The organism is Bartonella tribocorum (assembly GCF_002778015.1).
Taxonomy (GTDB): domain Bacteria; phylum Pseudomonadota; class Alphaproteobacteria; order Rhizobiales; family Rhizobiaceae; genus Bartonella; species Bartonella tribocorum_B.
On the sequence record NZ_NJPP01000002.1, the window covers coordinates 44,858 to 68,598 of the forward strand.

At 37.9% G+C, this 23,741-nt stretch carries 16 protein-coding genes; 2 read left to right on the forward strand and 14 right to left on the reverse strand.

Features of this window, described 5'->3' with window-relative positions; all coding sequences use genetic code 11:
- Positions 1–32: 32 nt before the first annotated feature.
- From CEV08_RS01205 to carB, 3 genes are all read right to left on the reverse strand, one after another.
- Complete coding sequence (locus tag CEV08_RS01205) at positions 33–1,235, reverse strand: pyridoxal phosphate-dependent aminotransferase (protein ID WP_100129969.1); 1,203 nt, start codon at positions 1,233–1,235, stop codon at positions 33–35.
- 324 nt (positions 1,236–1,559) lie between these two features.
- Positions 1,560–1,769, reverse strand: a complete 210-nt coding sequence (locus CEV08_RS01210; protein ID WP_100128310.1) for a cold-shock protein — start codon at positions 1,767–1,769, stop codon at positions 1,560–1,562.
- A 255-nt stretch (positions 1,770–2,024) separates the two neighbouring features.
- A complete protein-coding gene (gene carB, locus CEV08_RS01215) occupies positions 2,025–5,510 on the reverse strand; it encodes a carbamoyl-phosphate synthase large subunit (RefSeq protein WP_100129970.1) in 3,486 nt (1,161 codons plus the stop codon).
- Positions 5,511–6,217: 707 nt separating this feature from the next.
- Between carB and CEV08_RS01220 the strand changes: the two genes are divergently transcribed.
- Positions 6,218–6,736, forward strand: coding sequence for a methylated-DNA--[protein]-cysteine S-methyltransferase (locus CEV08_RS01220; protein WP_100129971.1), 519 nt, complete (start codon positions 6,218–6,220; stop codon positions 6,734–6,736).
- Positions 6,737–6,749: 13 nt separating this feature from the next.
- Here the strand turns inward: CEV08_RS01220 and CEV08_RS01225 are convergent, their stop codons facing one another.
- The 9 genes from CEV08_RS01225 to thiC all read right to left on the reverse strand — a co-directional run bounded on the left by CEV08_RS01225 (position 6,750) and on the right by thiC (position 18,347).
- Positions 6,750–9,071: a sensor histidine kinase gene (locus tag CEV08_RS01225; RefSeq protein ID WP_100129972.1), complete on the reverse strand. Its 2,322-nt coding sequence runs from the start codon at positions 9,069–9,071 to the stop codon at positions 6,750–6,752.
- 286 nt (positions 9,072–9,357) lie between these two features.
- On the reverse strand, positions 9,358–11,985 hold the full coding sequence (gene pepN / locus CEV08_RS01230; RefSeq protein WP_100129973.1) for an aminopeptidase N: 2,628 nt from the start codon (positions 11,983–11,985) through the stop codon (positions 9,358–9,360).
- Between the two features lie 69 nt (positions 11,986–12,054).
- Positions 12,055–12,894, reverse strand: a complete 840-nt coding sequence (locus tag CEV08_RS01235; protein ID WP_100129974.1) for a uracil-DNA glycosylase — start codon at positions 12,892–12,894, stop codon at positions 12,055–12,057.
- Between the two features lie 354 nt (positions 12,895–13,248).
- Entirely contained in the window at positions 13,249–14,007 is a 759-nt protein-coding gene (locus tag CEV08_RS01240; protein ID WP_100129975.1) for a hydroxymethylpyrimidine/phosphomethylpyrimidine kinase, read from the reverse strand.
- Complete coding sequence (locus CEV08_RS01245) at positions 13,998–14,603, reverse strand: thiamine phosphate synthase (protein ID WP_100129976.1); 606 nt, start codon at positions 14,601–14,603, stop codon at positions 13,998–14,000. Before CEV08_RS01245 ends, CEV08_RS01240 begins: the two co-directional genes overlap by 10 nt.
- A complete protein-coding gene (locus tag CEV08_RS01250; RefSeq protein WP_100129977.1) occupies positions 14,603–15,373 on the reverse strand; it encodes a thiazole synthase in 771 nt (256 codons plus the stop codon). Before CEV08_RS01250 ends, CEV08_RS01245 begins: the two co-directional genes overlap by 1 nt.
- 5 nt (positions 15,374–15,378) lie before the next feature.
- Complete coding sequence (thiS, locus tag CEV08_RS01255) at positions 15,379–15,576, reverse strand: sulfur carrier protein ThiS (protein ID WP_100129978.1); 198 nt, start codon at positions 15,574–15,576, stop codon at positions 15,379–15,381.
- 3 nt (positions 15,577–15,579) lie between these two features.
- Positions 15,580–16,530, reverse strand: a complete 951-nt coding sequence (locus tag CEV08_RS01260) for an FAD-dependent oxidoreductase (protein WP_100129979.1) — start codon at positions 16,528–16,530, stop codon at positions 15,580–15,582.
- Positions 16,531–16,547: 17 nt separating this feature from the next.
- Positions 16,548–18,347, reverse strand: a complete 1,800-nt coding sequence (gene thiC, locus CEV08_RS01265) for a phosphomethylpyrimidine synthase ThiC (RefSeq protein WP_100129980.1) — start codon at positions 18,345–18,347, stop codon at positions 16,548–16,550.
- Positions 18,348–19,763: 1,416 nt separating this feature from the next.
- On the opposite strand from thiC, the gene CEV08_RS01270 reads away from it, so the two are divergent.
- Complete coding sequence (locus CEV08_RS01270; RefSeq protein WP_100129981.1) at positions 19,764–20,738, forward strand: tail fiber protein; 975 nt, start codon at positions 19,764–19,766, stop codon at positions 20,736–20,738.
- A 1,093-nt stretch (positions 20,739–21,831) separates the two neighbouring features.
- On the opposite strand, the gene CEV08_RS01275 is transcribed toward CEV08_RS01270, so the two are convergent.
- Positions 21,832–22,665, reverse strand: a complete 834-nt coding sequence (locus tag CEV08_RS01275; protein ID WP_100129982.1) for a heme ABC transporter ATP-binding protein — start codon at positions 22,663–22,665, stop codon at positions 21,832–21,834.
- Positions 22,662–23,741, reverse strand: a complete 1,080-nt coding sequence (locus tag CEV08_RS01280; protein ID WP_100129983.1) for a FecCD family ABC transporter permease — start codon at positions 23,739–23,741, stop codon at positions 22,662–22,664. Before CEV08_RS01280 ends, CEV08_RS01275 begins: the two co-directional genes overlap by 4 nt.

Below are 23,741 nucleotides of genomic sequence, written 5' to 3' on the forward strand. Positions count from 1 at the left end.
AAAAACAATCACAAGAGATGATGTTAAAAATTTTAAATTAAGCTGTTGCAAAAGCGCTGGATACGGGTGCAAGCTTCTTCAAGTAATTTTTCTGATGTTGCATAAGAAATACGAAAAGCTGATCCAAGTCCAAAAGCAGACCCTTGGACAACAGCAACAGCTTCTGTTTCTAAAAGTGCTATAGCAAAGTCTTCATCATTTCTAATGTATTGGCCGTTTGGTGCTTTTTTGCCAATAAGTCCTGCGCAAGAAGGATAAACATAAAAAGCACCTTCAGGTGTTGGACAATGAATGCCAGGAGTTTGATTTAGCATGGAGACAACAAGATCACGGCGCGCTTGAAAAATACTTTTATTTTTAGCGATAAAGTCTTGAGGCCCATTGAGTGCTTCAACAGCAGCCCATTGTGAAATAACACTTGTGCCAGATGTTTGCTGACCTTGAATGGTATCCATAGCTTTAATAAGTTCTTGTGGACCACCTGCATAACCAATTCTCCAACCCGTCATTGCATAGGCTTTGGAAACGCCATTCATTGTGAGTGTACGCTCATAAAGCACTGGTTCTACTTGAGCAGGGGTCACGAAGGTAAAATCTTCATACGTGAGATGTTCATATATATCATCGGAAAGGATATAGACATGAGGAAATCTTACCAAAACATCCGTGAGTTTTTTCAATTCATTATATGTATAAGCAGCCCCCGATGGGTTTGAAGGAGAGTTAAAGATAAACCATTTGGTTTTTGGGGTAATAGCAGCTTCTAGCTCTTGTGGTTGGAGTTTATAAGAAAATTCAGCTTTTGTTTCTAAAAAGACAGGCGTACCCTCGTTAAGTGCGACCATTTCTGGATAACTCACCCAATAAGGGGATGGAATGATGACTTCATCTCCTTTGTTCAAAGTTGCCATCAATGCATTAAAGAGAATTTGTTTTCCACCGGTACCAACAATAATTTGTTCTGGTTGGTAAAGAAGGTTATTTTCTCTTTTAAATTTTGCAGAAATTGCTTGGCGCAATTCTGGAATTCCAGATATAGGGGGGTATTTTGTTTCTCCCCTTCGAATGGCTTCAATGGCTGCGTTTTTGATGTTGTCTGGTGTATCAAAATTTGGTTCTCCAGCACTTAAAGCAATAACATCTCGCCCTAATGTTTTTAAGTGACGGGCCTTTTGAGAAGCAGCAATTGTTGCAGAGGGTTTAATACGAGACAGTTTGTCGGCAATAAAAGCCATAATTTAAAATCCTTATAGTATATCAACAAATAATTATTGCTTTAAGGGCATTCTATAAGAGATTATATTGTATGCAATAAAAAAGTTTTAAAACACTTTGACACAGATTTTAATAGTGTTGTTTTTTGAGAATTTTAACAAGGAATTTTTTTCTTAAAGATTATAAAATTTTTAGAGGAAGGATCGGGAATACCTTTATAAATTGTGGTAAAATAAATAAGCAATATTTTCTCTTATCCAGGTCAATTTTGCTTTCTACAAAATAAAAAAATCTCCGTCGTTATAGACGAAGATTTTTAAATGAAATATTGCAGAATTTAAACTTTAAAGAGCTGCAAGGTTTCCAGCGGCAAATTTTCCTGAACGACGATCTTGAAGAACATCATAAGAAATTTTTTGCCCTTCATTAAGATTGCTTAAACCAGAACGCTCAACAGCGGAAATATGTACAAATACATCTGCACTGCCATCACTAGGCTGAATGAAGCCGAAACCTTTTGTTGTATTAAACCACTTAACTGTTCCTGTAGACATAGGAAACTCCTTAGATATATAATTATATTGTATACTGAAGCTATAATTCTTCAATACGATTGTAGATCGAAATTAGGTGGAGAGGTTTCGTCAAAAGTGCAGAACGCACAGGAAAGAAAGTCACATAACCGAAAATTCGATAGGAGCTATATAAAAACTTTTGGAATAAAAAGCAAGCTCTAATTACTATTAAATCTTGCTTTTTATACAAAGGAGAAATCGAAAAAGCATATGCTTTTGTGCCTAGCAAAAAATTCAACTGAAATAACTTTGCAGAGAACGTACTTCAAGGCGCTTACTTTTGAGTGCTTTGATTGCTTCTACGACGGCTTCGGTACCCGCTATTGTTGTATAATAGGGGACATTTTGCATAAGTGCGGCATAGCGTAATGATTTGGAGTCTGAGATGGCACTGGCTGTACTGGTTGTATTAAAAATCAATTGAATTTGGCGATTACGAATAGCATCTTCAATATGCGGGTGTCCTTCTAAAACTTTGTTGATTTTTTTTGCTTCAACATGATGTTCGGTGAGAAACTTTTGTGTTCCACTTGTTGCAACAACAGAAAAGCCAAGCTCTGTTAAACGTTTTACAGGATTTAAGATACGTTTTTTGTCTTCATCTCTTACAGAAACGAATAAAGTTCCCTCCTTAGGGAGTTTGACACCAGCTCCAAGTTGCGCTTTAGCAAAAGCAAGCGCAAATTCATAGTCAAGTCCCATAACTTCACCGGTTGAGCGCATTTCTGGACCAAGCAGTGTATCAACACCTGAAAAACGGGCAAAAGGAAACACGGCTTCTTTGACGGCAATATGTTGTTTTTTCTGCGAAGAAGGTAATCCACCATAAGCTTGGAGAACATTGTGCAGCGTTTCTCCTGCCATAATACGTGCAGCCATCTTAGCAATAGGGCGACCAATTGTTTTTGCAACAAATGGAACCGTCCGCGAAGCACGGGGATTGACTTCTAAGACATAAATGGTGTCATCTTTAATGGCATATTGTACATTCATTAAGCCACGAACATGAAGTGCTTGTGCTAATGCTTTGGTTTGGCGCTCTAATTCAGCGACGATGCTATGTGAGAGCGTATGGACTGGTAAAGAACATGCTGAATCACCAGAGTGGATTCCTGCTTCTTCAATATGTTCCATAATTCCTACGATCAGAGTTTCTTCACCATCACACAGACAATCAATGTCTACTTCAATGGCTTCTGTTAGATAGGTGTCAAAGAGAAGTGGATTTTTACCAAGCAATATATTGATTTGGCCTGTTTTGTCGTTGGGATAACGTGCTTTGATATCTTCTGGAATTAATTCAGGAACACTTTCAAGTAAATAATTTTGCAAGCTTCGTTCATCACGGATAATTTGCATAGCACGCCCTCCTAAAACATAAGAGGGACGTACAACGAGTGGGAATCCTAGTTCATGGGCGATGAGGCGCGCTTGTTCGATGGAGTGAGCAATACCATTTTGAGGTTGTGTTAAGTTAAGTTTAAATAATAGCTTTTGAAAGCGATCTCTATCTTCTGCTAGATCGATAGCATCAGGTGAAGTCCCTAAGATGGGAATGTTGTGTTTTTCAAGAGTGCTTGCCAATTTCAATGGCGTTTGTCCGCCAAATTGAACGATGACTCCAACGAGTTCGCCTTTTTCCTGTTCTGCTTCTAAAATAGCGATAACATCTTCTGTTGTTAAAGATTCAAAGTAAAGACGATCAGAGGTATCATAGTCAGTTGAAACGGTTTCAGGGTTGCAGTTAATCATAATCGCTTCAAAACCTGCATCATGCAGGGCAAAAGCCGCATGGCAGCAACAGTAATCAAATTCGATCCCTTGCCCAATGCGGTTTGGACCACCACCTAGAATAGCAATTTTTTTGCGTTCAGAAACGTGTGTTTCTGAGTGTTGGACACCGGCAAAGGGAACTTCATATGTTGAATACATATAGGCTGTAGGAGAAGAGAATTCAGCGGCACAAGTGTCAATCCGTTTGAAGACTTGTTTAACATCCAGTGATTTGCGCAAAGCGGCGATATCATTGGGGTTTTGTCCGGTAAGAGTGGCTAATCGCGCATCTGAGAATCCCATAGCTTTTAACATACGTAAGTTATCTGCGTCTTGGGGTAACCCATGGACGCGGATACGCTGTTCCATTTCAATGATGGAGACGATTTGTTCTAAAAACCATGGGTCAATTTTACTGATTTGGTGAATTTCATTTAAGGGCAAACCCGCACGCATGGCTTGAGCAATATAGCGCAGACGGTCAGGGCTTGGTATGGCAATAGCTGAACGTATAGAATTTTTTTCATCCCCTTCAGCATGTTCTGGAATGACAATTTCATCAAGACCAGTAAGTCCTGTTTCAAGTCCACGGAGTGCTTTTTGTAATGACTCTTGAAAAGTGCGTCCAATAGCCATGACCTCTCCTACAGATTTCATAGCAGTCGTCAGAATAGGTGATGCCCCAGGAAACTTTTCGAAAGCAAAACGAGGAATTTTTGTCACGATATAGTCAATAGAAGGCTCAAATGATGCTGGTATTGCACCACCTGTGATATCATTTTTTAATTCATCAAGTGTATAGCCAACGGCAAGTTTTGCTGCTATCTTAGCAATAGGAAAACCCGTTGCTTTTGAGGCAAGCGCTGAAGAGCGAGAAACACGCGGATTCATTTCAATAACAATGAGACGCCCATTTTCGGGATTGACAGCAAACTGTACATTGGACCCTCCCGTTTCAACACCAATTTCACGCAAGACAGCAATCGAAGCATTGCGCATACATTGATATTCTTTATCGGTTAAGGTGAGAGCAGGGGCTACAGTGATCGAATCACCGGTATGAATCCCCATCGGATCAATGTTTTCAATAGAACAAACAATGATACAGTTGTCGTTCTTATCACGAACAACTTCCATCTCATATTCTTTCCACCCTAAAACACTTTCTTCAATGAGAACTTCTGTTGTAGGAGAAGCTTCAAGCCCCCGTTCAATAATTTCATAAAATTCAGAGCGATTATACGCAATTCCACCTCCAGTTCCACCAAGGGTAAATGAAGGACGAATAATAGCTGGAAGCCCAACAACATCAAGCGCTTGAACTGCTTTTGCTGTTGCATGGGCGATATAATGTTGTTTGCGATCAGCTTCGGTATGCCGCCAGTTGCGTTCAAGTTCTTCGAGGGCTTTTTCAAGGGCTGCACCAGAAAGCTTTTCTTTAAGTTCAGCACGCGTTTTTGCGTGTTGTTGACGATTTTCTTCTTTTAGTTCTGTTGCATTGGCTAACATAGACCGTGGTGTTTCCAAATCAATTTTTGCCATCGCTTGGCGGAATAAGGCACGATCTTCCGCTTTATCAATAGCTTCGGCATTGGCCCCTATCATTTCAACATGATAGCGGTCTAAAATACCCATACGCTTTAGTGATAAAGCGGTATTGAGAGCTGTTTGCCCTCCCATGGTGGGCAAAAGGGCATCGGGGCGTTCATGGGCAATAATTTCGGCAACGATTTCAGGCGTAATGGGCTCTATATACGTTGCATCAGCGAGATCTGGATCTGTCATAATCGTGGCGGGATTAGAATTAACCAAAATAATTCTGTATCCTTCTTCTTTTAATGCTTTACAAGCTTGCGTGCCTGAATAGTCAAATTCACATGCCTGACCAATGATAATAGGTCCTGCTCCGATGATAAGAATGGATTTTATATCTGTGCGTTTGGGCATGGCTTTTTCCTATGACAAATATCCGTGCGCGATTATGGCAAGAAAAATATTTAAGTTTTAAGGCTACAGTTATTTTATAAGTTAAGTGACAAAGAAAGTAAGCACTAAAATACCTTTTCCATGCTTTTTTTCATAAAATTGAAGATAAATTTCGTTGTTTGTTGAGTGACCTTATCAGTATATCAAAAGGATAACCTTTGATGAGAAAATAAGTGTGCGCTGAAGAATGAGAATATTCAAGCATTTGTGGGGAATAAAATATGAAACATTATGCTTTGATGAGGCTTCATAAAATGAAATGGAAAACATATTGTGTTATTCCGTAAAATATTGCTGTTTAGAGGGCGATATAGGGCATGAAAATGATATACGAAGTATTTTTTGTTAGAGTATGTGATAAAATTCAATTGAGGACTTATCAGGAGAATTTATGAAGCGAACCATATTGAAGTGGTTAGGGTTGGAGACTGTGAGAGAAGAAGCTAGATTGTTGATAGATCGGCGCTAGTCGAAGTCTTGGTTCTCTACGGTGGGAAGAAAGTTAATCTCTATCTGTTTCCTTCTATAAAACAGTGGGAGTGTATTTTAGTACAATAACGAAGAAGATAATTTCAGGGTAATCATGTTTGGTTTTAAAAGATAGTTAATACTCCCCCTTTATTTTATAGATAATGTTCAAAACTTTTTACAATATAGAGAAAGTTAAGATGTTGAACATTTCCCAAAAAAGAATATTTTGTCTGAAAGATGTATCCATAGGAAAGCTTTTGGTGGGAAAATCTCAAAAAGGGATTTTTCATATCGCCTTAGGAGATACGGCAGAGCAATTGTTCCAGGAGTTCATGGTACGCTTTGGTGATGCACAACAAGTTGTGGGTGACAATGTATTTAAGAGAGAAGTTGCTCATATTATAGCCATGATAGAAACGCCTAAGTTGGTAAAGCAATATAATTTTCCCTTAGATATAAGTGGTACCGTTTTCCAGCGGCAAGTATGGACAGCATTATGCGATATACCGTGTGGTGAAACAATTTCATATAAGGAATTAGCATGCCGTTTAGGGATGCCAAATGCTTTTCGTGCTGTTGCGCATGCGTGTGCACGTAATGAATTGGCTGTCATCATTCCTTGTCATCGTGTTGTGCGTAAAAACGGTTTTATCTCAGGGTATCGTTGGGGGAGGAAACGGAAACAAATTCTGCTACAACGGGAACAAAATGGCTGAATTAAAAACAAACTTAACTTTGCGTGATGGGCATTATAATCGTGACCGTTGTTCCTTTCATTTCTTTTGAAGTAATTTCAAGTTTTCCTTTATGGAGTTCTAACAAGGAGCGTGAAATAGCTAATCCAAGACCCGATCCCGTATGCGATTTAGTAAGCTGATTTTCAACTTGTTCAAAAGGTTGGCCCAGTTTTTTGATGGCTGATTGTGGAATTCCAACACCTGTATCTGTAATTTTAAAAATAAGGTTATTTTTTTTCTTGAAAGCGCAGACATCAATATTTCCACCAGAAGGCGTAAATTTAACGGCATTAGAGATGAGATTAAGGAAAATCTGTTTCATTGCACGTCCATCAACTTCAGCATGAAGCTCTGAGGTGATATTTGTTGTAACAGCAATATTTTTTTCTTGAGCTTGAGGCGTTAGTGTTCGTACTGCTTCACTAATGATGGGTTCAAGATTGGTATTTTTACAATCAAGTGTAAATCTTCCAGCTTCGATTTTTGACATATCAAGGATATCATTGATAAGGGTTAAAAGATGGGTCCCGGAATTGTAAATATCATGCATATATTCCTTATAGCGTTTTGAACCAAGGGGACCAAAAGTTGATTGTAACATGATATCTGAAAAGCCGAGAATAGCATTCAATGGAGTACGTAATTCATGAGACATATTGGCTAAAAATTCTGATTTAGCCTTATTGGCACTTTCGGCACGTTCTTTTTCTTCTTTCAGACTTTTATTAAGTTTTTCAACTTCTGTTGCACGTTGTTGAGCACTCCCTCTCGTGCGTTTAAGTTCTTGAATGAAAGAAAAAAGACGCCTTTCACTGTCTTCAAATTTTTCCTGTTGTTGTTTAAGCTCAGAAATGTCAGTACCAATACAAACCAATCCTCCATCTTGAGTTCGCCGTTCATTAATTTTAAGCCAATAACCATTTGCCGTTTGGCGAATACTGGTTAAGTTTCCGGTACCATCATCTTTAAGAGGATATTCACTGAGTGCAGGGCGGGCCATGGCTTCAACGGTTGCACGTTGGATTCCTGATTGTAGAATTTGTTTAGGAATAGCGGCATATTCACAAAATTTGCTGTTGGACATGACTAAACGTCCCTCAGCATCCCACAAGACAAAAGATTCTGAAATGTTTTCAATTGCATCACGGATACGAAGGTCGGCTTGCGCTGTTTGTTCAGCCAGTTGTTGCTGTTCACTAATGTCGAAAGAAATACCAACCAAATGGGGTTCTTCTTCTTCAGTAACTTCAGCGCGAAGTCGCATCCATACATAATGACCATCAGCATGACGCATGGGAACATTGATATCAATATGCTTTTTTTTGCCTCCCATTAATTCTTGAGCAAGGTCAAAAAAATTGGCATCATTTGGATTGATAATGGCGCTAATTTGAGAAATTGAAAGCAATGCATCTTGAGGGATATAGCCAAGCATTTCGTACATTGCTCGTGACCAATAAACGCGCCCCCTCGCCATATTCCAATCCCATAATCCACAACGCCCACGCATCATTGCCATATCAATGCGGTTTTGAATTTTTTCTGAAACAAGATCTGTTTTACGCGCTCGTAAAAGTTGATTATAATAAGCATAAAGAAGAACAAGAATAATACCGCTTGTTCCGATGAAGAGGGTTATATTAAGCGAAAAAAATTTGCGCCATTCCATAGCGCTATCTTGCGTCTTCTCACTAATAAATACGCCATATTGCCCGTTTTCTGTTTGGTGAAATGAAGCAAGAGCAGGGGTATCTTTGCCTATTGTGATTTTCATAATTCCAGCATCTTGTCCAAGAGATTGTAAAGCAATGCTATCAGAGATAAAATCTTGCAAAGGTTTTTCTAAGATGATCTCTGAACTGGATGAAGCCAAGACATTGCCTTTTTGATCAACAATAGCGATCAGAGTGCTGGGATTAATAAAATCGTGATTGCGAAAAGTGGTGAGAATATTTTGTAAGTGACTATGAGAAAGGGCAGAGCCTTTTCCTCTCTGAGAAACAGCCAATAAATCACGATCAATAGTGTTGGTAATATGAGAAGCTAAGAGAGTGAGGGTAGAGCGCGTGCTTTTATCAATTGTATTGCGCCAATCATAGACTGATACAAAACGAATTACTACAAGGACAATAAGAAATGCGACAATGACAAATGGAAGTGAACGTCTTAACCAAGGTTCAATAAAGAAAAGCTTTTGATAGGCAGAGCCAGACAGCAGATAAACAGGTTTTGTCTGCGCTTTATGACTTTGAGCGCTTGATTTTGAATCAGCATATATTTCGGTTGGCGCATTATATGCGTCCAATTTAGCCATCTCTTGTTCCTTTAATTCCGGAATAATGTGATTTAAAACTGCTTTGATCTTTATGAGTAAACCCCATGAGAGTGCAGTGAATCAAAACAGGAGTCTTCTGTCCAGTCTTTTTTTAAAAAAAAGTATTTTACTTTTATGAATGTGGAATATGCAAAGGAAAAGGCATTTGAAACACGACCAATAAACAGGCCTGGAGTGCCTGTTTATTGGTTTAATGATGATCGAGGTGTTTATAAAATTTATTTCAAAAAATATTTTAACATATTGATTTAAAAAATTTTTTTATTTAAGTAAGCAGACGATTGATGATATCAGCGACATCGCTTGATAATTTTGGTGCAGCAGCAATTGTTTTTAATTTCGTTTCAAGTTTTTGTTGCCGAATGGGTTCTAATTGTCGCCAAGAGTGCATCATTGTTAATAATCGTGAAGAAAGCTGTGGATTTTTTTTGTCAATTTCCAAAATGATTTGGCAAAGAAAATGATAAGATGCTCCATCTATCCTATTGAAGCCTGTGGGGTTATGAGATGCAAAGACACCAATCAGGGACCGTACACGATTAGGATTATCCTTTGAAAACAGCGGATGTTGCATGAGCTTTTGAACATTCTCGAGTGTTTCTGCGCCAGCAACCATTGCTTGAATAGAAAACCATTTATCCATGACCAAAGGGTCATGCCGATAGCGGTTTTCAAAATCATTTAAGGCATTTTGTGTCTGCTCACTTTTATTAAAACGCTTTACGAGAACAGCAATACTTGCCATACGGTCAGTCATATTATCAGCTGTTGCATATTGTGTTGCAGCACGATTTGGATTGTTTTCAGCAATGGAAAGATAATCCAGTATGATATTTTTTAATGCTCGCTTTCCAGTTTGTACAGTGTTTGGTGAATAGGGCTCTTGAGTTTGCATTTGCCTATAAAATTTTGTTAAGAGCTCTTGGTGGGTTTGTGCAAGTGAAGCTAAAAACTGATTGCGGATATAATGAATACGATCTGGATCAATATTTGTACCGATTGTATGAGCAAGCTCCACTTCACTAGGTAAATTTAAACAGAAGGCACGAAATTCAGGTTCTAAGTTTTCATCTATTATAATCGTTTCAATCAGCTTTAGCAAAGCAGAAGGGAGTGTTGCTTTTGTCAGTGTTTTATCTTGAATGCTTTGAATCAAAACTTGCGTCATTAATTGATTAAGAGATTGCCAGCGATTGATATGATTGTCATCATGTTGTGCAAGAAAAATAAGTTCGTTTTCATTGAATGGTGTCTGTAGAATGATTGGCGCAGAAAAATCTCGCAGCAGTGATAAAACGGGTTTTTCGCGGAGTCCCTTTAATGTAAAGGTTTGGCTTTCCTTGGACAACAGCATAGCGTCTGATTGAATATCTGTTTCCGCTTCATAAGGAAGGTTTTCTCCATTAGATCCTAACAAGCCAAATACGATAGGGATAAGCATGGGCTTTTTTGTATTTTGTTGTGGGGTTGCAGGAATATGTTGCTTTGCATGAATTGTTAAAACACCATCACTATAATGACTATCGATTTCTACGTTGGGAGTTCCAGCTTGTTCATACCACAGCATGAATTGAGAGAAGTTTCGACCAGAAATTTCAGCAAAACAGGCGATAAAATCTTCAATTGTACAGGCTTGTCCATCATGACGTTGAAAATACAGATCAGTACCTTTACGAAACAGAGAGGGACCTAAAATAGTCCGTATCATGCGAACAACTTCAGCACCTTTTTCATAAACCGTTGTGGTATAAAAATTATTAATTTGGCTATATTGACGAGGACGAACAGGATGAGCAAGAGGTCCGGCATCTTCGGCAAATTGCGTCGTTTTTAATGTTTTTACATCTTCAATTCGCTGTAGGCTGCGTATATTTTGATCTGATGAAAATTCCTGATCACGATAAACAGTAAATCCTTCTTTTAAACAGAGTTGAAACCAATCGCGACAGGTAATACGATTACCGCTCCAATTATGGAAATATTCATGGGCAATGACGCGTTCAACATTTCTATAGTCTTGATCGGTTGCTGTTTCGGGGTCGACAAGAACATATTTATCATTAAAAACGTTAAGTCCTTTGTTTTCCATTGCCCCCATGTTAAAGTCTGAAACAGCAACAATATTGAAAACATCAAGATCATATTCGCGCCCGAAACATTGTTCATCCCAACGCATGGAACGTTTGAGAGCATCCATTGCATAGGTTGCGCGTTTAGTTTTTCCTTTTTCCATATAGATACCAAGCTCGATACGTCGTCCAGATACAGTTGTAAAATGGTCTTCTAACTTATCAAGATCACCACCTACTAAAGCAAACAGATAAGATGGTTTAGGATAAGGATCTTCCCAAATGGCAAAATGGCGATTATTCTCTAAAGTTCCTGTTTTCACAAGATTACCGTTTGAAAGCAAGATTGGGATTGTTTGGGAGTCTGCTTCAATTTTCACTTTATAGGTAGAAAGAACATCTGGACGGTCGTAGAAATAAGTCATACGACGAAATCCTTCCGATTCGCATTGTGTGCAATAAACACCATTTGAAAGATAAAGCCCCATAAGTTGGCGGTTGCTTTCAGGATTCACTTCTGTAACCAATTTTAATGTAAAAGGAACTGTTGGTGGCGTTATAATTTCTAAACGTGAAGGCGTAACTTTATAAGCGTTTGGGGCTAATGTCTCATCATTAATTGCAACAGAAATTAAAGTAAGATCATCTCCAGAAAGTACAAGAGGTGTTAATTCTTTTGTATCGTGACGGGGCTCAATAGACAATAAGGCTGTAACATAGGTTTTTGTTGGTTCCAATTGGAAAGAAAGTTGTGTTTTGGGGATAGCGTAAGGGGTTGGCTGGTAGTCTTCCAAACTATAAATAGGTGTTGTTAGCTGTTCCATAGTTTCTCCCATTCATATTTTAAGAGTTAAAGAAGGTATTTAATTTTAGAGCCAAAGAAGATTAAAGAATTACAAAAGGCTATCGAGGCGATTTTTTACTTCTAAGAAGTCTATCCATGTAAGCTTCTTTTGACTAGGGGTTCTAAGAAGGTAAGCAGGATGGAAAGTTGGCATAACAGGTATTTTTATATTATCCTCGCTTTCATAAATATGCCATTTGCCTCGTGTTCGGATAATCCCACTTTGAGATCCGGTCAAAAACTGTGCAGCAACGCCTCCTAGCGCTATAAGCACACGAGGGCGTGCTAAATAAATGTGGCGTTCAATAAAAGGGCGGCACAAGGCAACTTCTCTTGGTGTTGGTGTACGATTTCCTGGTGGACGCCAAGGAATAGTGTTGGCGATGTACACATTATTTCTTGTTAAGCCAATTGATGAGAGAATTTTATTCAGTAACATCCCTGCTTTTCCTACAAAAGGAATTCCTTGTATATCCTCTTCTCGTCCAGGGGCTTCACCTATGAGCATCAAGGGGCTTCCTGCTGTTCCATCTGAAAAACAGGTATTTTTTGCTGTCAATTTTAATGAACAGCCATTAAATGCAAGGAGAGCAGCCTTTAATTCATCAAGTGTTTTTGCACTTCTTGCAATCTCTACAGCTGTAGGTTCATTTTGTATAATCCTAGAGTTATGCAGCGGATGATGATCTAATTTTACGGTTGGAGATGTCTTGGAGGATGTTTGTTGATGATGAGAAGCATTAACAACAGGCGTTGATTTCTTCTCTGAAGAAGCAGATTGCTTAAAACGATCAATCGGTAAATCAGTTAGGGCAGCGTCCGCACCACTTTCTTTATAAAAGTTCAAGAGTTCTTCATAGGAAATTGAGCACGGCGTTTGATTTAACATTTTACTTTTTCTAATGATCTAATGATTATAGATCAAACAAAATTATCCTTAAAGTTTTATAAATATGTTTGTTAATGCATAAAAACGCTGACAGCATTTTTTCTTTTCACAGAAAAGATAAACCATAAAATGCAGATATTTGCGATTATATACATCTTTTAAATGTACAATTTGTTTAAAGTGCGTGATTTTAGCTTCTTAAACAGATTAATCTCTCCATAATAAAAGAATTTTCTACAGAACGCAAGTGGTATGAATGACAATATTCTTATTTATTTTTATGATTTTTATTTATAAATACTATTTATATGAACAAAAATACATAAATATTACTTTTATATAATCTGATATTATTTAAAAAATATTTTTACAATGGGTTAAAAGCAATGTGTGGGTATATGCTTTTGCTTTTTTGACAGCTGAAATAAGAGATTCATCGAGTGCCAAATGGGCTGCAATGGCACTTGAGAGAATGCATCCTGTTCCACGCATTGTTCCTTTTAAACGTGGTGCAGAAATATTGATGACGTCAGTTTTGTCAATGAAGCTGTCAATTGCAAGAGGTCCTTCGGCATGTCCCCCTTTTACTAAAATAGAGCGGGCGCCCAATGACAAAAGTTTTTTTGCTTGTTGTATGGTCTCTTCGTGATGAGATGCCAGTGGGGTTTGGCTTAGAAGAGCGAGTTCGTCTCTATTGGGGGTTAAAAGAGTCACATATGGGAGAAGCTGATTGATCATAATTTCTATGATTTTTTCCGTTGTCAGTTTCCCCCCCGATGAGGCAACCAGTACAGGATCAAGAATGACTGGAATATGGGGATAATCTTTAAGCACATTACAAATTGCTGCTATAATTGCTTGATTTCCTGTCATGCCAATTTTTATTGCTCTTACAGGATTAGCTTCTAAGGCGATGCGCATTTGCGCAGCGATAAGCTTCTCATTCATGGGCACGATTTCAGCGACGTGGTGATCATCTTGTACATTGACACAAGTGATGGCTAAATTTGCTTTTATATGAAAATATGCAGCTGTTTCTATATCACGAACAATGCCAGCACCTCCTGTTGGATCAGTACCTGCAACAATGAGCATAGAAGGTCTCAACGCCATGGTTGGGTCACCTTAAGCCATTGTTCTACCCGCTCTTCGGGTTTTTTATGGAGGATAATGTCGGTGACAACAGCCGCGCTATTAGCGCCTGCTTTCAAAACATCTATTGCACGTTCTGGAGTTAAACCACCAATGCCAACGAAAGGTAAAGCACCAATCCGCTTTCTCCATTGTTTAATTTTTTCTAGTCCTTGCGGCATCCATTTCATTTTTTTTAAGATTGTCGGATAAATAGGACCAAGAGCAATATAGTCAGGATAAACAGAAAGTGCGATATCCAATTCATGCTCATCATGAGTGCTCAGACCAAATTTTATACCATTTTTACGAATTGCAGGAAGATCAGCATTGCTTAGATCTTCTTGCCCAAGATGAATAAAATTGCATTTTTCATCAATGGCGATGGTCCAATGATCATTAACAATTAATTGTGCTCTCCATTGATCACAGATGTTTTTTGCGCGCTTGATATGTTGCCTGATTGTTTGAAGGTCTTTGTTTTTCATACGCAATTGTATGAGTTTAACACCAAGAGGAACCAAGCGTTCAATCCAATCAGCATTGTCAACAATGAGGTAAAAGGGGTCCAATTTCATCAAAATACTGCTTTACCAATGACGGGGGTTGAAGGAACGGCTACATTACGTGCTTCGAGAATACCTGCTTTATATCCCATACGTCCTGCTTGAATAGCTTTGGAAAACGCTTCAGCCATCAAGACAGGATCACCTGCTTTCGCAACTGCGGTATTGAGAAGAACTGCATCATAACCCAGTTCCATAGCAACAGCAGCATGGGATGGGCGTCCAATGCCGGCATCAACAACGAGAGTAACATCAGGAAGATAAGCACGGATAGAACGCAGCCCATCGGTATGATGAGGACCTTTTGCCGATCCAATAGGGGCACACCAAGGCATAATGACACGGCACCCCACATCTAAGAGTTTTTCAGCAACAATGAGATCATCGGTTGTGTAGGCAAAAATTTTGAAATCTTCACTGTTTAAAATTTTTGCTGCTTCAATTAAAGAAAAAATATTGGGTTGTAAGGTATCTGCATTACCGATAATTTCGAGTTTAATCCAAGAGGTTTTAAAGAGATCTCGTGCTAAATGGGCTGTTGTCACCGCTTCTTTAATAGTATAACAACCTGCGGTATTGGGAAGTATCGTTATATCGAGTTCTTGAAGGAATTGCCAAAACTGCCCCCCTTGTCTTCCACCCGCACTTTCTCGGCGTAATGAAACGGTTACAATTTCTGTGTTCGATTTATGAATAGCATCACGAAGGACAGCAGGAGAAGGATATTGCGCTGTACCTAACATAAGACGGGATGAGAATTCACGTCCATAAAGATTCAACATAAATATTAGCCTCCTTGCATTGGGCTTAAAATTTCAACTTTATCTCCTTCATGTAAAATAAATTGGTCGCGCGCCTCTACAGGAATAACCTCAGCATTAACAGCAGTTGCTAGCCAATCTCCCTCATAGCCCAATTCCACAAGCAAGAGACTAAGAAAAGAGGTTTCTGTTTGAATTGTTTCACCATTAACAAATATTTGCATGTTTTATTCCAATGCCAATTTCATCGCTCGTTTTGCCATTTCTGGAGACAAAAGAAAACCATGTCTATAAAATCCATTAATAGAGATATGATTACCATATTTGTATACAGAAGGGAAGTTATCAGGATAAGCTGGACGAATCCCAACACCGGATTCAATAATTTCTGCTTCGGCAAAAGCAGGGTGCAATGTATAGGCAGCGTTGAGCAATTCCATCATGGATCTCACAGAGATTGCACCATCAAAGTCACTTTCAATCATCGTTGCGCCAATCATGAAAATATTATCTTGCCTCGGCACAATATAGAGTGGAAACCGTGGATGCAGAAGACGAATTGGGCGGGAAAGTTTAATATCTCTGCTGCGTACGAGCAGCATTTCACCGCGCACCCCCCGTATATTTTTATCTTTTCCTAAACGTGCTATTCCTGTTGCATCAATGATCATATCAAAATCTGTTTCAGATGTTTCGACATCAACAAAACATGCGCCATTTTTTATCAAAATTTCTTTTAACGCAAGAAGTGCTTTGCGAGGATCAAGATGAGCTTCACTTTCATAAAAAAGTGCATGGTTAAAATGTTCTGCAAGATCTGGTTCAAGATGAGTTATTTCTGCGCTGTTTATGGTTCTATGATGATGTGTGCGAAGTGAAAATCGTTCAAGTTCTCTTCTATCGCGCGTAGGCGCCACCACTAAAGTCCCTTTTTGTGTAACAAGATCTGGAAATGTTGTGCGCCACCATTGTATGGCTTGTACACCAAGGTCTTCAACAATTTGTTCCGCATTTTCTCTTTCACAATAAGGTGCTAGCATCCCTCCTGCATACCAACTTGCCGTTCCTATAGGAGAGTGTCGAGGAGCTGATACAGTAATACGAGCACCTTTTTGCTGTAACATAAAAGCAACGGTTAAACCAGCGATCCCCGCACCTTTAATAAGAATATTCTTCAACTATTTACTTTCTTTTTTTACGGTGCTTCAACATAAAGGTCACTACTTTCTTGATATTTTTCAGCCATAGCAATCATACCTTCACCTTTTGTTTTTTTGAGTGCTGCAGCATCACGAATATCATGGGAAATACGCATAGAACAGAATTTTGGTCCACACATAGAACAAAAATGCACCAATTTATGGGCATCTTTAGGCATTGTTTCATCATGAAAGGCACAAGCTGTATCTGGATCAAGAGATAGATTGAATTGATCATGCCATCTAAAGTCAAATCGTGCACGTGAAAGAGCATTATCGCGCAACTGTGCTCTAGGCAAACCTTTTGCAAGATCAGCTGCATGAGCGGCGATTTTATAAGTGATAACTCCCGTTTTAACATCATTTTTATCGGGAAGCCCTAAATGTTCCTTAGGTGTTACATAGCACAACATAGCGGTCCCAAACCATCCAATCATAGCCGCACCAATTGCTGATGTAATATGGTCATAACCAGGAGCAATATCAGTTGTAAGAGGACCCAAAGTATAAAAAGGAGCTTCATGACAGAGATCGAGTTGCTGTTCCATATTTTCTTTAATTTTGTGCATTGGGACATGTCCTGGTCCTTCAATTATAACCTGTACATTTTTTTCCCAAGAAATTTTTGTTAATTCTCCTAAAGTTTTAAGTTCGGCAAATTGTGCTTCATCATTGGCATCGGCAATAGAGCCAGGGCGTAATCCGTCTCCTAAGGAAAGAGAGATATCATATGTTCTTGCAATATCACAAATTTCATCAAAATGTTCGTAGAGAAAGCTTTCTTTATGATGATGAAGACACCATTTTGCCATAATAGAACCGCCTCGTGAGACAATACCTGTTATACGATCAATGGTCATCGGAATAAATGGTAACCTTAAGCCAGCATGAATAGTAAAATAATCAACGCCCTGTTCTGCTTGCTCTATAAGGGTATCACGAAAAATATCCCATGTTAAATTTTCAGCAACACCTTGTACTTTTTCGAGTGCTTGATAAAGAGGAACAGTTCCGATGGGGACAGGAGAATTTCGAATAATCCACTCACGAATATTATGAATATTTCTCCCTGTCGAGAGATCCATCACTGTATCTGCGCCCCAGCGAATAGCCCAAACCATTTTATCAACTTCTTCTGCCATTGAGGAAGTTACGGCGGAATTACCAATATTGGCATTAATTTTAACACGAAAATTGCGTCCAATAATCATTGGTTCGCATTCTGGATGATTGATATTCTGGGGAATAATGGCGCGTCCGTTTGCAATTTCATTGCGAACGAATTCTGCAGTATAAATTTCTGGTATTTCTCCACCCGATATATTTAATTGCGCTTTTTGTTTATCTTTTATTGCGAGCCCTTCATTTTCTCGTATAGCAACATATTCCATTTCGGCGGTAATAATACCTGCGCGTGCATAGGCCATTTGTGTAATTTCTTTACCACTTTTGGCGCGTAAAACAGGTCGTCTTTGTTCAAATGCTGGTATAGGGGAGCTCGTTAATCCATTATCTTCAGGTTTTACTGAGCGCGCAGGATAAGGTTCAGTATCAGCACGCTTAGAGAGCCAAGATGAGCCAATTGTGGGTAAACCTTTTGTAAGGTCAATGATTGCCTCTTTGTCGGTATAGGGACCAGAAGTATCGTAAACATTTAAAGGTTTTTCACCATAACCCTCTGTCAATGAAATTTCACGCAATGGAACACGCACATCAGGAAAGAGAGGACTTTGTTGATAAATTTTACGTGAGGCGGGAAAGGGGCTGCAACTGATTGATGGAATATTTTTCGGCACAATTTTTTCCTTCTAAACACAGAGTTTAAAAACTAAGGTGTCATGGGATATATTCAAATAATCAATTACATACTTTTAAATGAAGAAATGCTTATAACATTTGGTAGCAAGCGATCTTCAATAAAGATTAAGAGAATTTATTTTGAGAAGATTGATGCACTATCTAAATAATATCTGCACTCCCCCCATGTAAACACTTTTGTTAGCACCAATATGATTGGCTTAAATAAGGACATTGTCAATCACAAAGATATATTTTAAACGATTTTAGTGTATTTTTTAAGAGTGAAAGCAGGTATTATAAAGCGATAAACGATAATATTTAAGAAGTTGTCTTTGATGGCTGAGGGGATAGAAAGTGTTAAATCCATGGAGCATTTTTTGGGGGGATTGATGAGGCAAATGAGCTAAAAAAAATAGTTTTAACAATGCTTATTTTGATATCGCAATGAATTGAAAAGAACACCAAATAATTGCGAGATCATATCAGAAGGATTTATTATTCTTGCAAAAAGAATATACATATAATAAAATATACACGCGGGGAGAGCCGTTCTGAGTATGGGAGGCGAGCAGGCGGTTAAAGAGAGTTGAGTTTTAAAAACCGGCATATGTATTCTTGAAAGTGTATTCATAAAAGCTTGAGGGTGGGGTGTATTTCTTAATATCCGGATCGGATATAACTTTCAGATTTGAGGAAAATCTACGATATTTCCCTAGTGTTTCAGTTCACTGAAGGAGTGAGAGGATTATCATATCGAATATAATTTCTATGATATTTTTATTTTCCATAATACATTGAAGTTGAAAAGAAATCTGTTCAAAAAACGTTGGTGCTGATCTCATAACACAATCTTAAGAATAAACTGGATGAAGTAGAACAAAGTATCTGCATATCAATACAAACGTCATGAGGCATGCAAAGAATTTGAAGCTAACTTTTGATTTTTTTAAAATACAAGTCAAAGACAAAAAATAGACTTAACATACTGAAAAATAAAATGTCTCATTAAAAATTGACATCAATAATTTTCTATACAGATGACAAGTTATTGCATTCAATAATGGTTATATAAAATCCATAATAAAGGAAAATTTGAACAGTATTTGTAAACTTTGCAACAAGATGCAAGATTTGAAAATACCACTATATAACGATAGCAAAGCAACAAACCAAGATATTTCAGTAACATCAGATGAGATGGCTACATTAGACAGTAGAAGTGGAAACATTAAGACTGATGTTATGAAAAAAGTTTAATGAAATTAGTTTATTAAATGGGAAGGAGTGAAGAGAGAAAGAATGCGTAAAATAAGGATGCTACTGTGGTTATGATATACCAATGCGGCGGGCACATTTTAGAGTACAAAACAAGAAATTATGAGAAAAACGATGCAAATAATGGGGGATTTAGAATGTCTAATATTTACGATTGGTCGCTAAAAGCTGATGAAAATGCTCATTCAGATAATATCATTAATTGGGCAGAAGGTCAGCCGCCTAGTTCTGTCAATGATAGTGCACGGGCAATGATGCAGCGTGTGCGTGAATATCTTGCAGATAATGGTGGATCTATTGATTCAAGCTTTATGGTGAATGCAGAAGATAAAACAACACTAATTACTTTAAAGACAGTTTCACCAATAAAGCAATATAACAATGATATCATCATACGTTTTAAAGCGCGTGGCGTGAATATTGGCACGACGACAATAACTGTTAATAATATAGGAGAAAAGCTTATCTATAAAGCCACCGATACGGGGATTATACCATTAGAAGGGGGAGAGTTACAAACAGATGGTATTTATGAAATAGTATACAATAATGGTGTTTTAATAAAAGAGCATAAGGGTTGGTATTTATTAAATCCTACACCACCAAAGATAGAAAGTTTTCCCGCAGGATTCATTGCAACATTTGCTATGCAAAATATCCCGAATGGTTGGCTTTTATGTGATGGTAAATCCTATAAACGTGAAGATTATCCGCAGTTATTCAAGGCAATAGGTGATAAATGGGGAAAAGATAGCGATACAACTTTTAAAGTTCCTGATTTTAGAGGCATGTTTTTACGCGGCTTTGATGATGGTCGGGGTTTAGATAATGATAGAAAATTTGCTGATAAACAACAAGATAGCATAAAATCGCATACGCATATTGGGACCATTGAAGAATCAGGAAAGCATATGCATGATTTTGAGTATCAAGGAGTTGGATGGCCAACTGGTGATATTGGAAGACTACCGAATAATTATACTTATAATACGACCCTGAAAGGAAAAACAGCTTCTGCTGGTGCCCATACACACAAGGTAACTCTTTCCCATACGGGTGAGGCAGAAACGCGTCCTGTTAATACAACCGTTATCTACGCTATAAAATCATGAGTATGATTAGATAATAAAGTACCTATACACTCTGATAATTTTATTAACGCGGAATAATTCCGCGTTATTTTCTATGCATATAAAGAGGGAACCTATCTTGTTAATAAGATACTTGAGAGAGGCAAAAAAACGATTTTAAAATATTTAGGAGGAAGAATTAATAATATAATTTTTTATAATTGTATGATGACCTAAAGAAAATGTGTAAAAATCATTTAAAATTTGCCGTTAAATAATCTAGAGATATATTATTTTATAAGGTGTTTTAGATGGGGGAAAAGTGATAATATTATTCAATCTGAGGCATAAAAAAGTGCGCTATTTGTAATGTTTTGTGTTGTGCAAAAAAGCCCCCTTCATCAGTTAATTCATTCCCATAAAGAGATTTCTAATCTTATTGTCAATTTCTTTGCATTGTCATGGTGGAGGCTTTATCTGTAAATGGTATACTCTCCTTGCGTGAAATTATCATTATGCTTGTGACGCAACAGACATATGCTCTCATCTCTAATAACATATTGTGCTTGCATTAAGGTGCCTACAAAAGGACTTATTGGGTTTATTTTTAAGGATTTTGTTTAATCATTTCCCCCTTGTGATGCGCTAAAAAACAGTTTTTTAATAGAGTGAGAAGGAAAAATATGATCATTATAAACCAATACGTTGTCTATTAATAAAAACAGCTAAACTATATGCATTATGAAAAAGATAACGCCATCAAAGCCGCAAATAAATCTTTTATTGATTTAGAGGAAGACACTTGATTTTTATCTTTTTCTTATAAAATCTCAATAGATTATAACAAAGGTATTTATGAGTATTTCTTGGACTATTTTCATAAAGAGAAGAGTAATAGAAAGAGCAGGAAAATGCCTATTTATGCTGTATAAATTCGTATTATATAAAAGTGTGATAGCAAAACAAAATCTCAAATGTTTTTAGCTAGGTAAAATCTTGAAAGATTTAAAACAGGTCGTTTTATCCCCAAATATGGTGTGTTCGATTTTCTTTTTTAGAATAACAAATGACAAAAAGGTGTTCATTTAAAAATAAACATTTAAAAATAAAATAGACTCTTTAATATTTACGTGTTTTAATTTTTAGATTGAAGCCGATAGCTTTGGAATCTAACTTCATAGGAAGATGCCGTTTGAGGAAGTATAAATGGGATATCTTCTTTAGGTAATTCAGAAACGTTTAAGGAGCAATGATAAACATCGTGGAGATTTTGTGTTGTCAGAACATTTGTCGCATTCCCTTCGCAATAAATCTCTCCCTCCTTGAGCAAGATCATGTTATCTGCATAATGTGCCGCGAGGTTGAGATCGTGAAGAACAGCAAGAACGCCACCACCAGAATGGGCAAATCGCTTTGCAATATCCATAACGATAATTTGATGTTGAATATCGAGGCTAGCAATAGGTTCATCTAATATCATCCAACGAGGAATTCCATTATAAATGGGATTCCAGACTTGGCAAAGAACACGCGCAAGTTGCACACGCGCTTGTTCTCCGCCTGATAATTGATGATAATACAGGTTAGCGTAATCAGAAAGGTCAACGCGCTCTAAAGCTTCTTGGATAAGATTTTGAAATTCGGCTTTAGCAATGGTAATTTGGTTTGCAGAAAGGCCAAGCCCTACAACTTCGTGGACCAAGAATGGAAATACGAGCGTTGTTGATTGTGGCAAAACGGCGCGCATTTTTGCCATTTCAGAAGTCTTTGTTTGGCGTATATCATAACCATTTAAGGTTATTTTCCCACTGTAAGGAATTTCTCCACTCAATGTTTTGACAAAAGTACTTTTTCCTGATCCGTTAGGACCGATAATGATGGTAAAAGCTCCACTCTTAGCTTTAAGGTTAATGTGGTTAAGAATCTGCTTTTTTTCGCGCTGAACGTAAATATTTGTCGCTTCAATCATGAAAAGTCTGTTCCTCGTTTGCATATAAGAATCCATAGGAAGAAGGGGGCACCAAAAAGTGCTGTTACGATTCCAATTGGCAATTCTGCTGGAGCAACAATTAAGCGTGCAAATGTATCAGCAAAGATAAGTAATGCTGCTCCCAAAAGAGCAGAATAAGGAATGAGATAGCGGTGATCAGGACCAATGAGTTGACGTAAAATATGAGGAACAATAATGCCAATAAAACCAATTCCACCACTGACAGCAACAGCACTTCCACACATAAGAGCAACAAGGGGAATAGCAATATTTTTAACGCGTTGAATAGGAAAACCAATATGACCAGCAACAGCTTCTCCAAGCGCAAGAGCATTAAGTGCTCGTGATAAAAAGGGGGAGAAAAGAAGACCAATAAAAATGAAAGGGAGCACAATCCATACTTTCAACCACGTTGCACCCGCAAGAGAACCAAGACTCCAAAAAGTGATATCGCGTAATTGTTGGTCATTTGCGATAAAAATCAACATCCCAACAACTGCACTGCTTAAAGCACCAAGGGCAATACCGGCAAGCAACATGGTTGCAATAGAGGTAAAATGATGATGCGTTGCTATTATGTAGAGAACAATCGTTGATAAAAGCCCACCCAAAAAAGCGCCTATGATAACTTTGTACGGTTCTAAAAAAGGTGCAAACGAAACAGGAAAGGCAAAACCTACAACAATTGCTAAAACAGCACCAAGACCGGCTCCTGCTGATACACCTACAATTCCAGGATCTGCAAGAGGATTACGGAAAAGTCCTTGCATCAAAACACCAGAGACAGCCAAAGCTGCTCCGATCAATAACCCTAAGATAATGCGAGGAAGCCTTATATCAATAAATATGAGATAATCGCGCATTTTACGACTAACAAAAAATTCTTGCGTAAACATGCTATAAAGAAAATCAATAAGAGAAGTATTTGAAGCGCCATTTAAAAGTCCGCTTAAAATACTAAAGATGAGGAATATTATGAGACCCAATAAGAGTATTTTTCTCAAATTTTCGCGATTTATTTTTTTATTTTTTTTTGCTTCAGGTGCATAAACCAT

Coding starts and splice junctions, on each gene's coding strand:
- CEV08_RS01205 (WP_100129969.1), bottom strand. CDS start 1,235: ATGGCTTTTATTGCCGACAAACTGTCTCGTATTAAACCCTCTGCAACA.
- CEV08_RS01210 (WP_100128310.1), bottom strand. CDS start 1,769: ATGTCTACAGGAACAGTTAAGTGGTTTAATACAACAAAAGGTTTCGGC.
- carB (WP_100129970.1), bottom strand. CDS start 5,510: ATGCCCAAACGCACAGATATAAAATCCATTCTTATCATCGGAGCAGGA.
- CEV08_RS01220 (WP_100129971.1), top strand. CDS start 6,218: ATGTTGAACATTTCCCAAAAAAGAATATTTTGTCTGAAAGATGTATCC.
- CEV08_RS01225 (WP_100129972.1), bottom strand. CDS start 9,071: ATGGCTAAATTGGACGCATATAATGCGCCAACCGAAATATATGCTGAT.
- pepN (WP_100129973.1), bottom strand. CDS start 11,985: ATGGAACAGCTAACAACACCTATTTATAGTTTGGAAGACTACCAGCCA.
- CEV08_RS01235 (WP_100129974.1), bottom strand. CDS start 12,894: ATGTTAAATCAAACGCCGTGCTCAATTTCCTATGAAGAACTCTTGAAC.
- CEV08_RS01240 (WP_100129975.1), bottom strand. CDS start 14,007: ATGGCGTTGAGACCTTCTATGCTCATTGTTGCAGGTACTGATCCAACA.
- CEV08_RS01245 (WP_100129976.1), bottom strand. CDS start 14,603: ATGAAATTGGACCCCTTTTACCTCATTGTTGACAATGCTGATTGGATT.
- CEV08_RS01250 (WP_100129977.1), bottom strand. CDS start 15,373: ATGTTGAATCTTTATGGACGTGAATTCTCATCCCGTCTTATGTTAGGT.
- thiS (WP_100129978.1), bottom strand. CDS start 15,576: ATGCAAATATTTGTTAATGGTGAAACAATTCAAACAGAAACCTCTTTT.
- CEV08_RS01270 (WP_100129981.1), top strand. CDS start 19,764: ATGTCTAATATTTACGATTGGTCGCTAAAAGCTGATGAAAATGCTCAT.
- CEV08_RS01275 (WP_100129982.1), bottom strand. CDS start 22,665: ATGATTGAAGCGACAAATATTTACGTTCAGCGCGAAAAAAAGCAGATT.
- CEV08_RS01280 (WP_100129983.1), bottom strand. CDS start 23,741: ATGGTTTATGCACCTGAAGCAAAAAAAAATAAAAAAATAAATCGCGAA.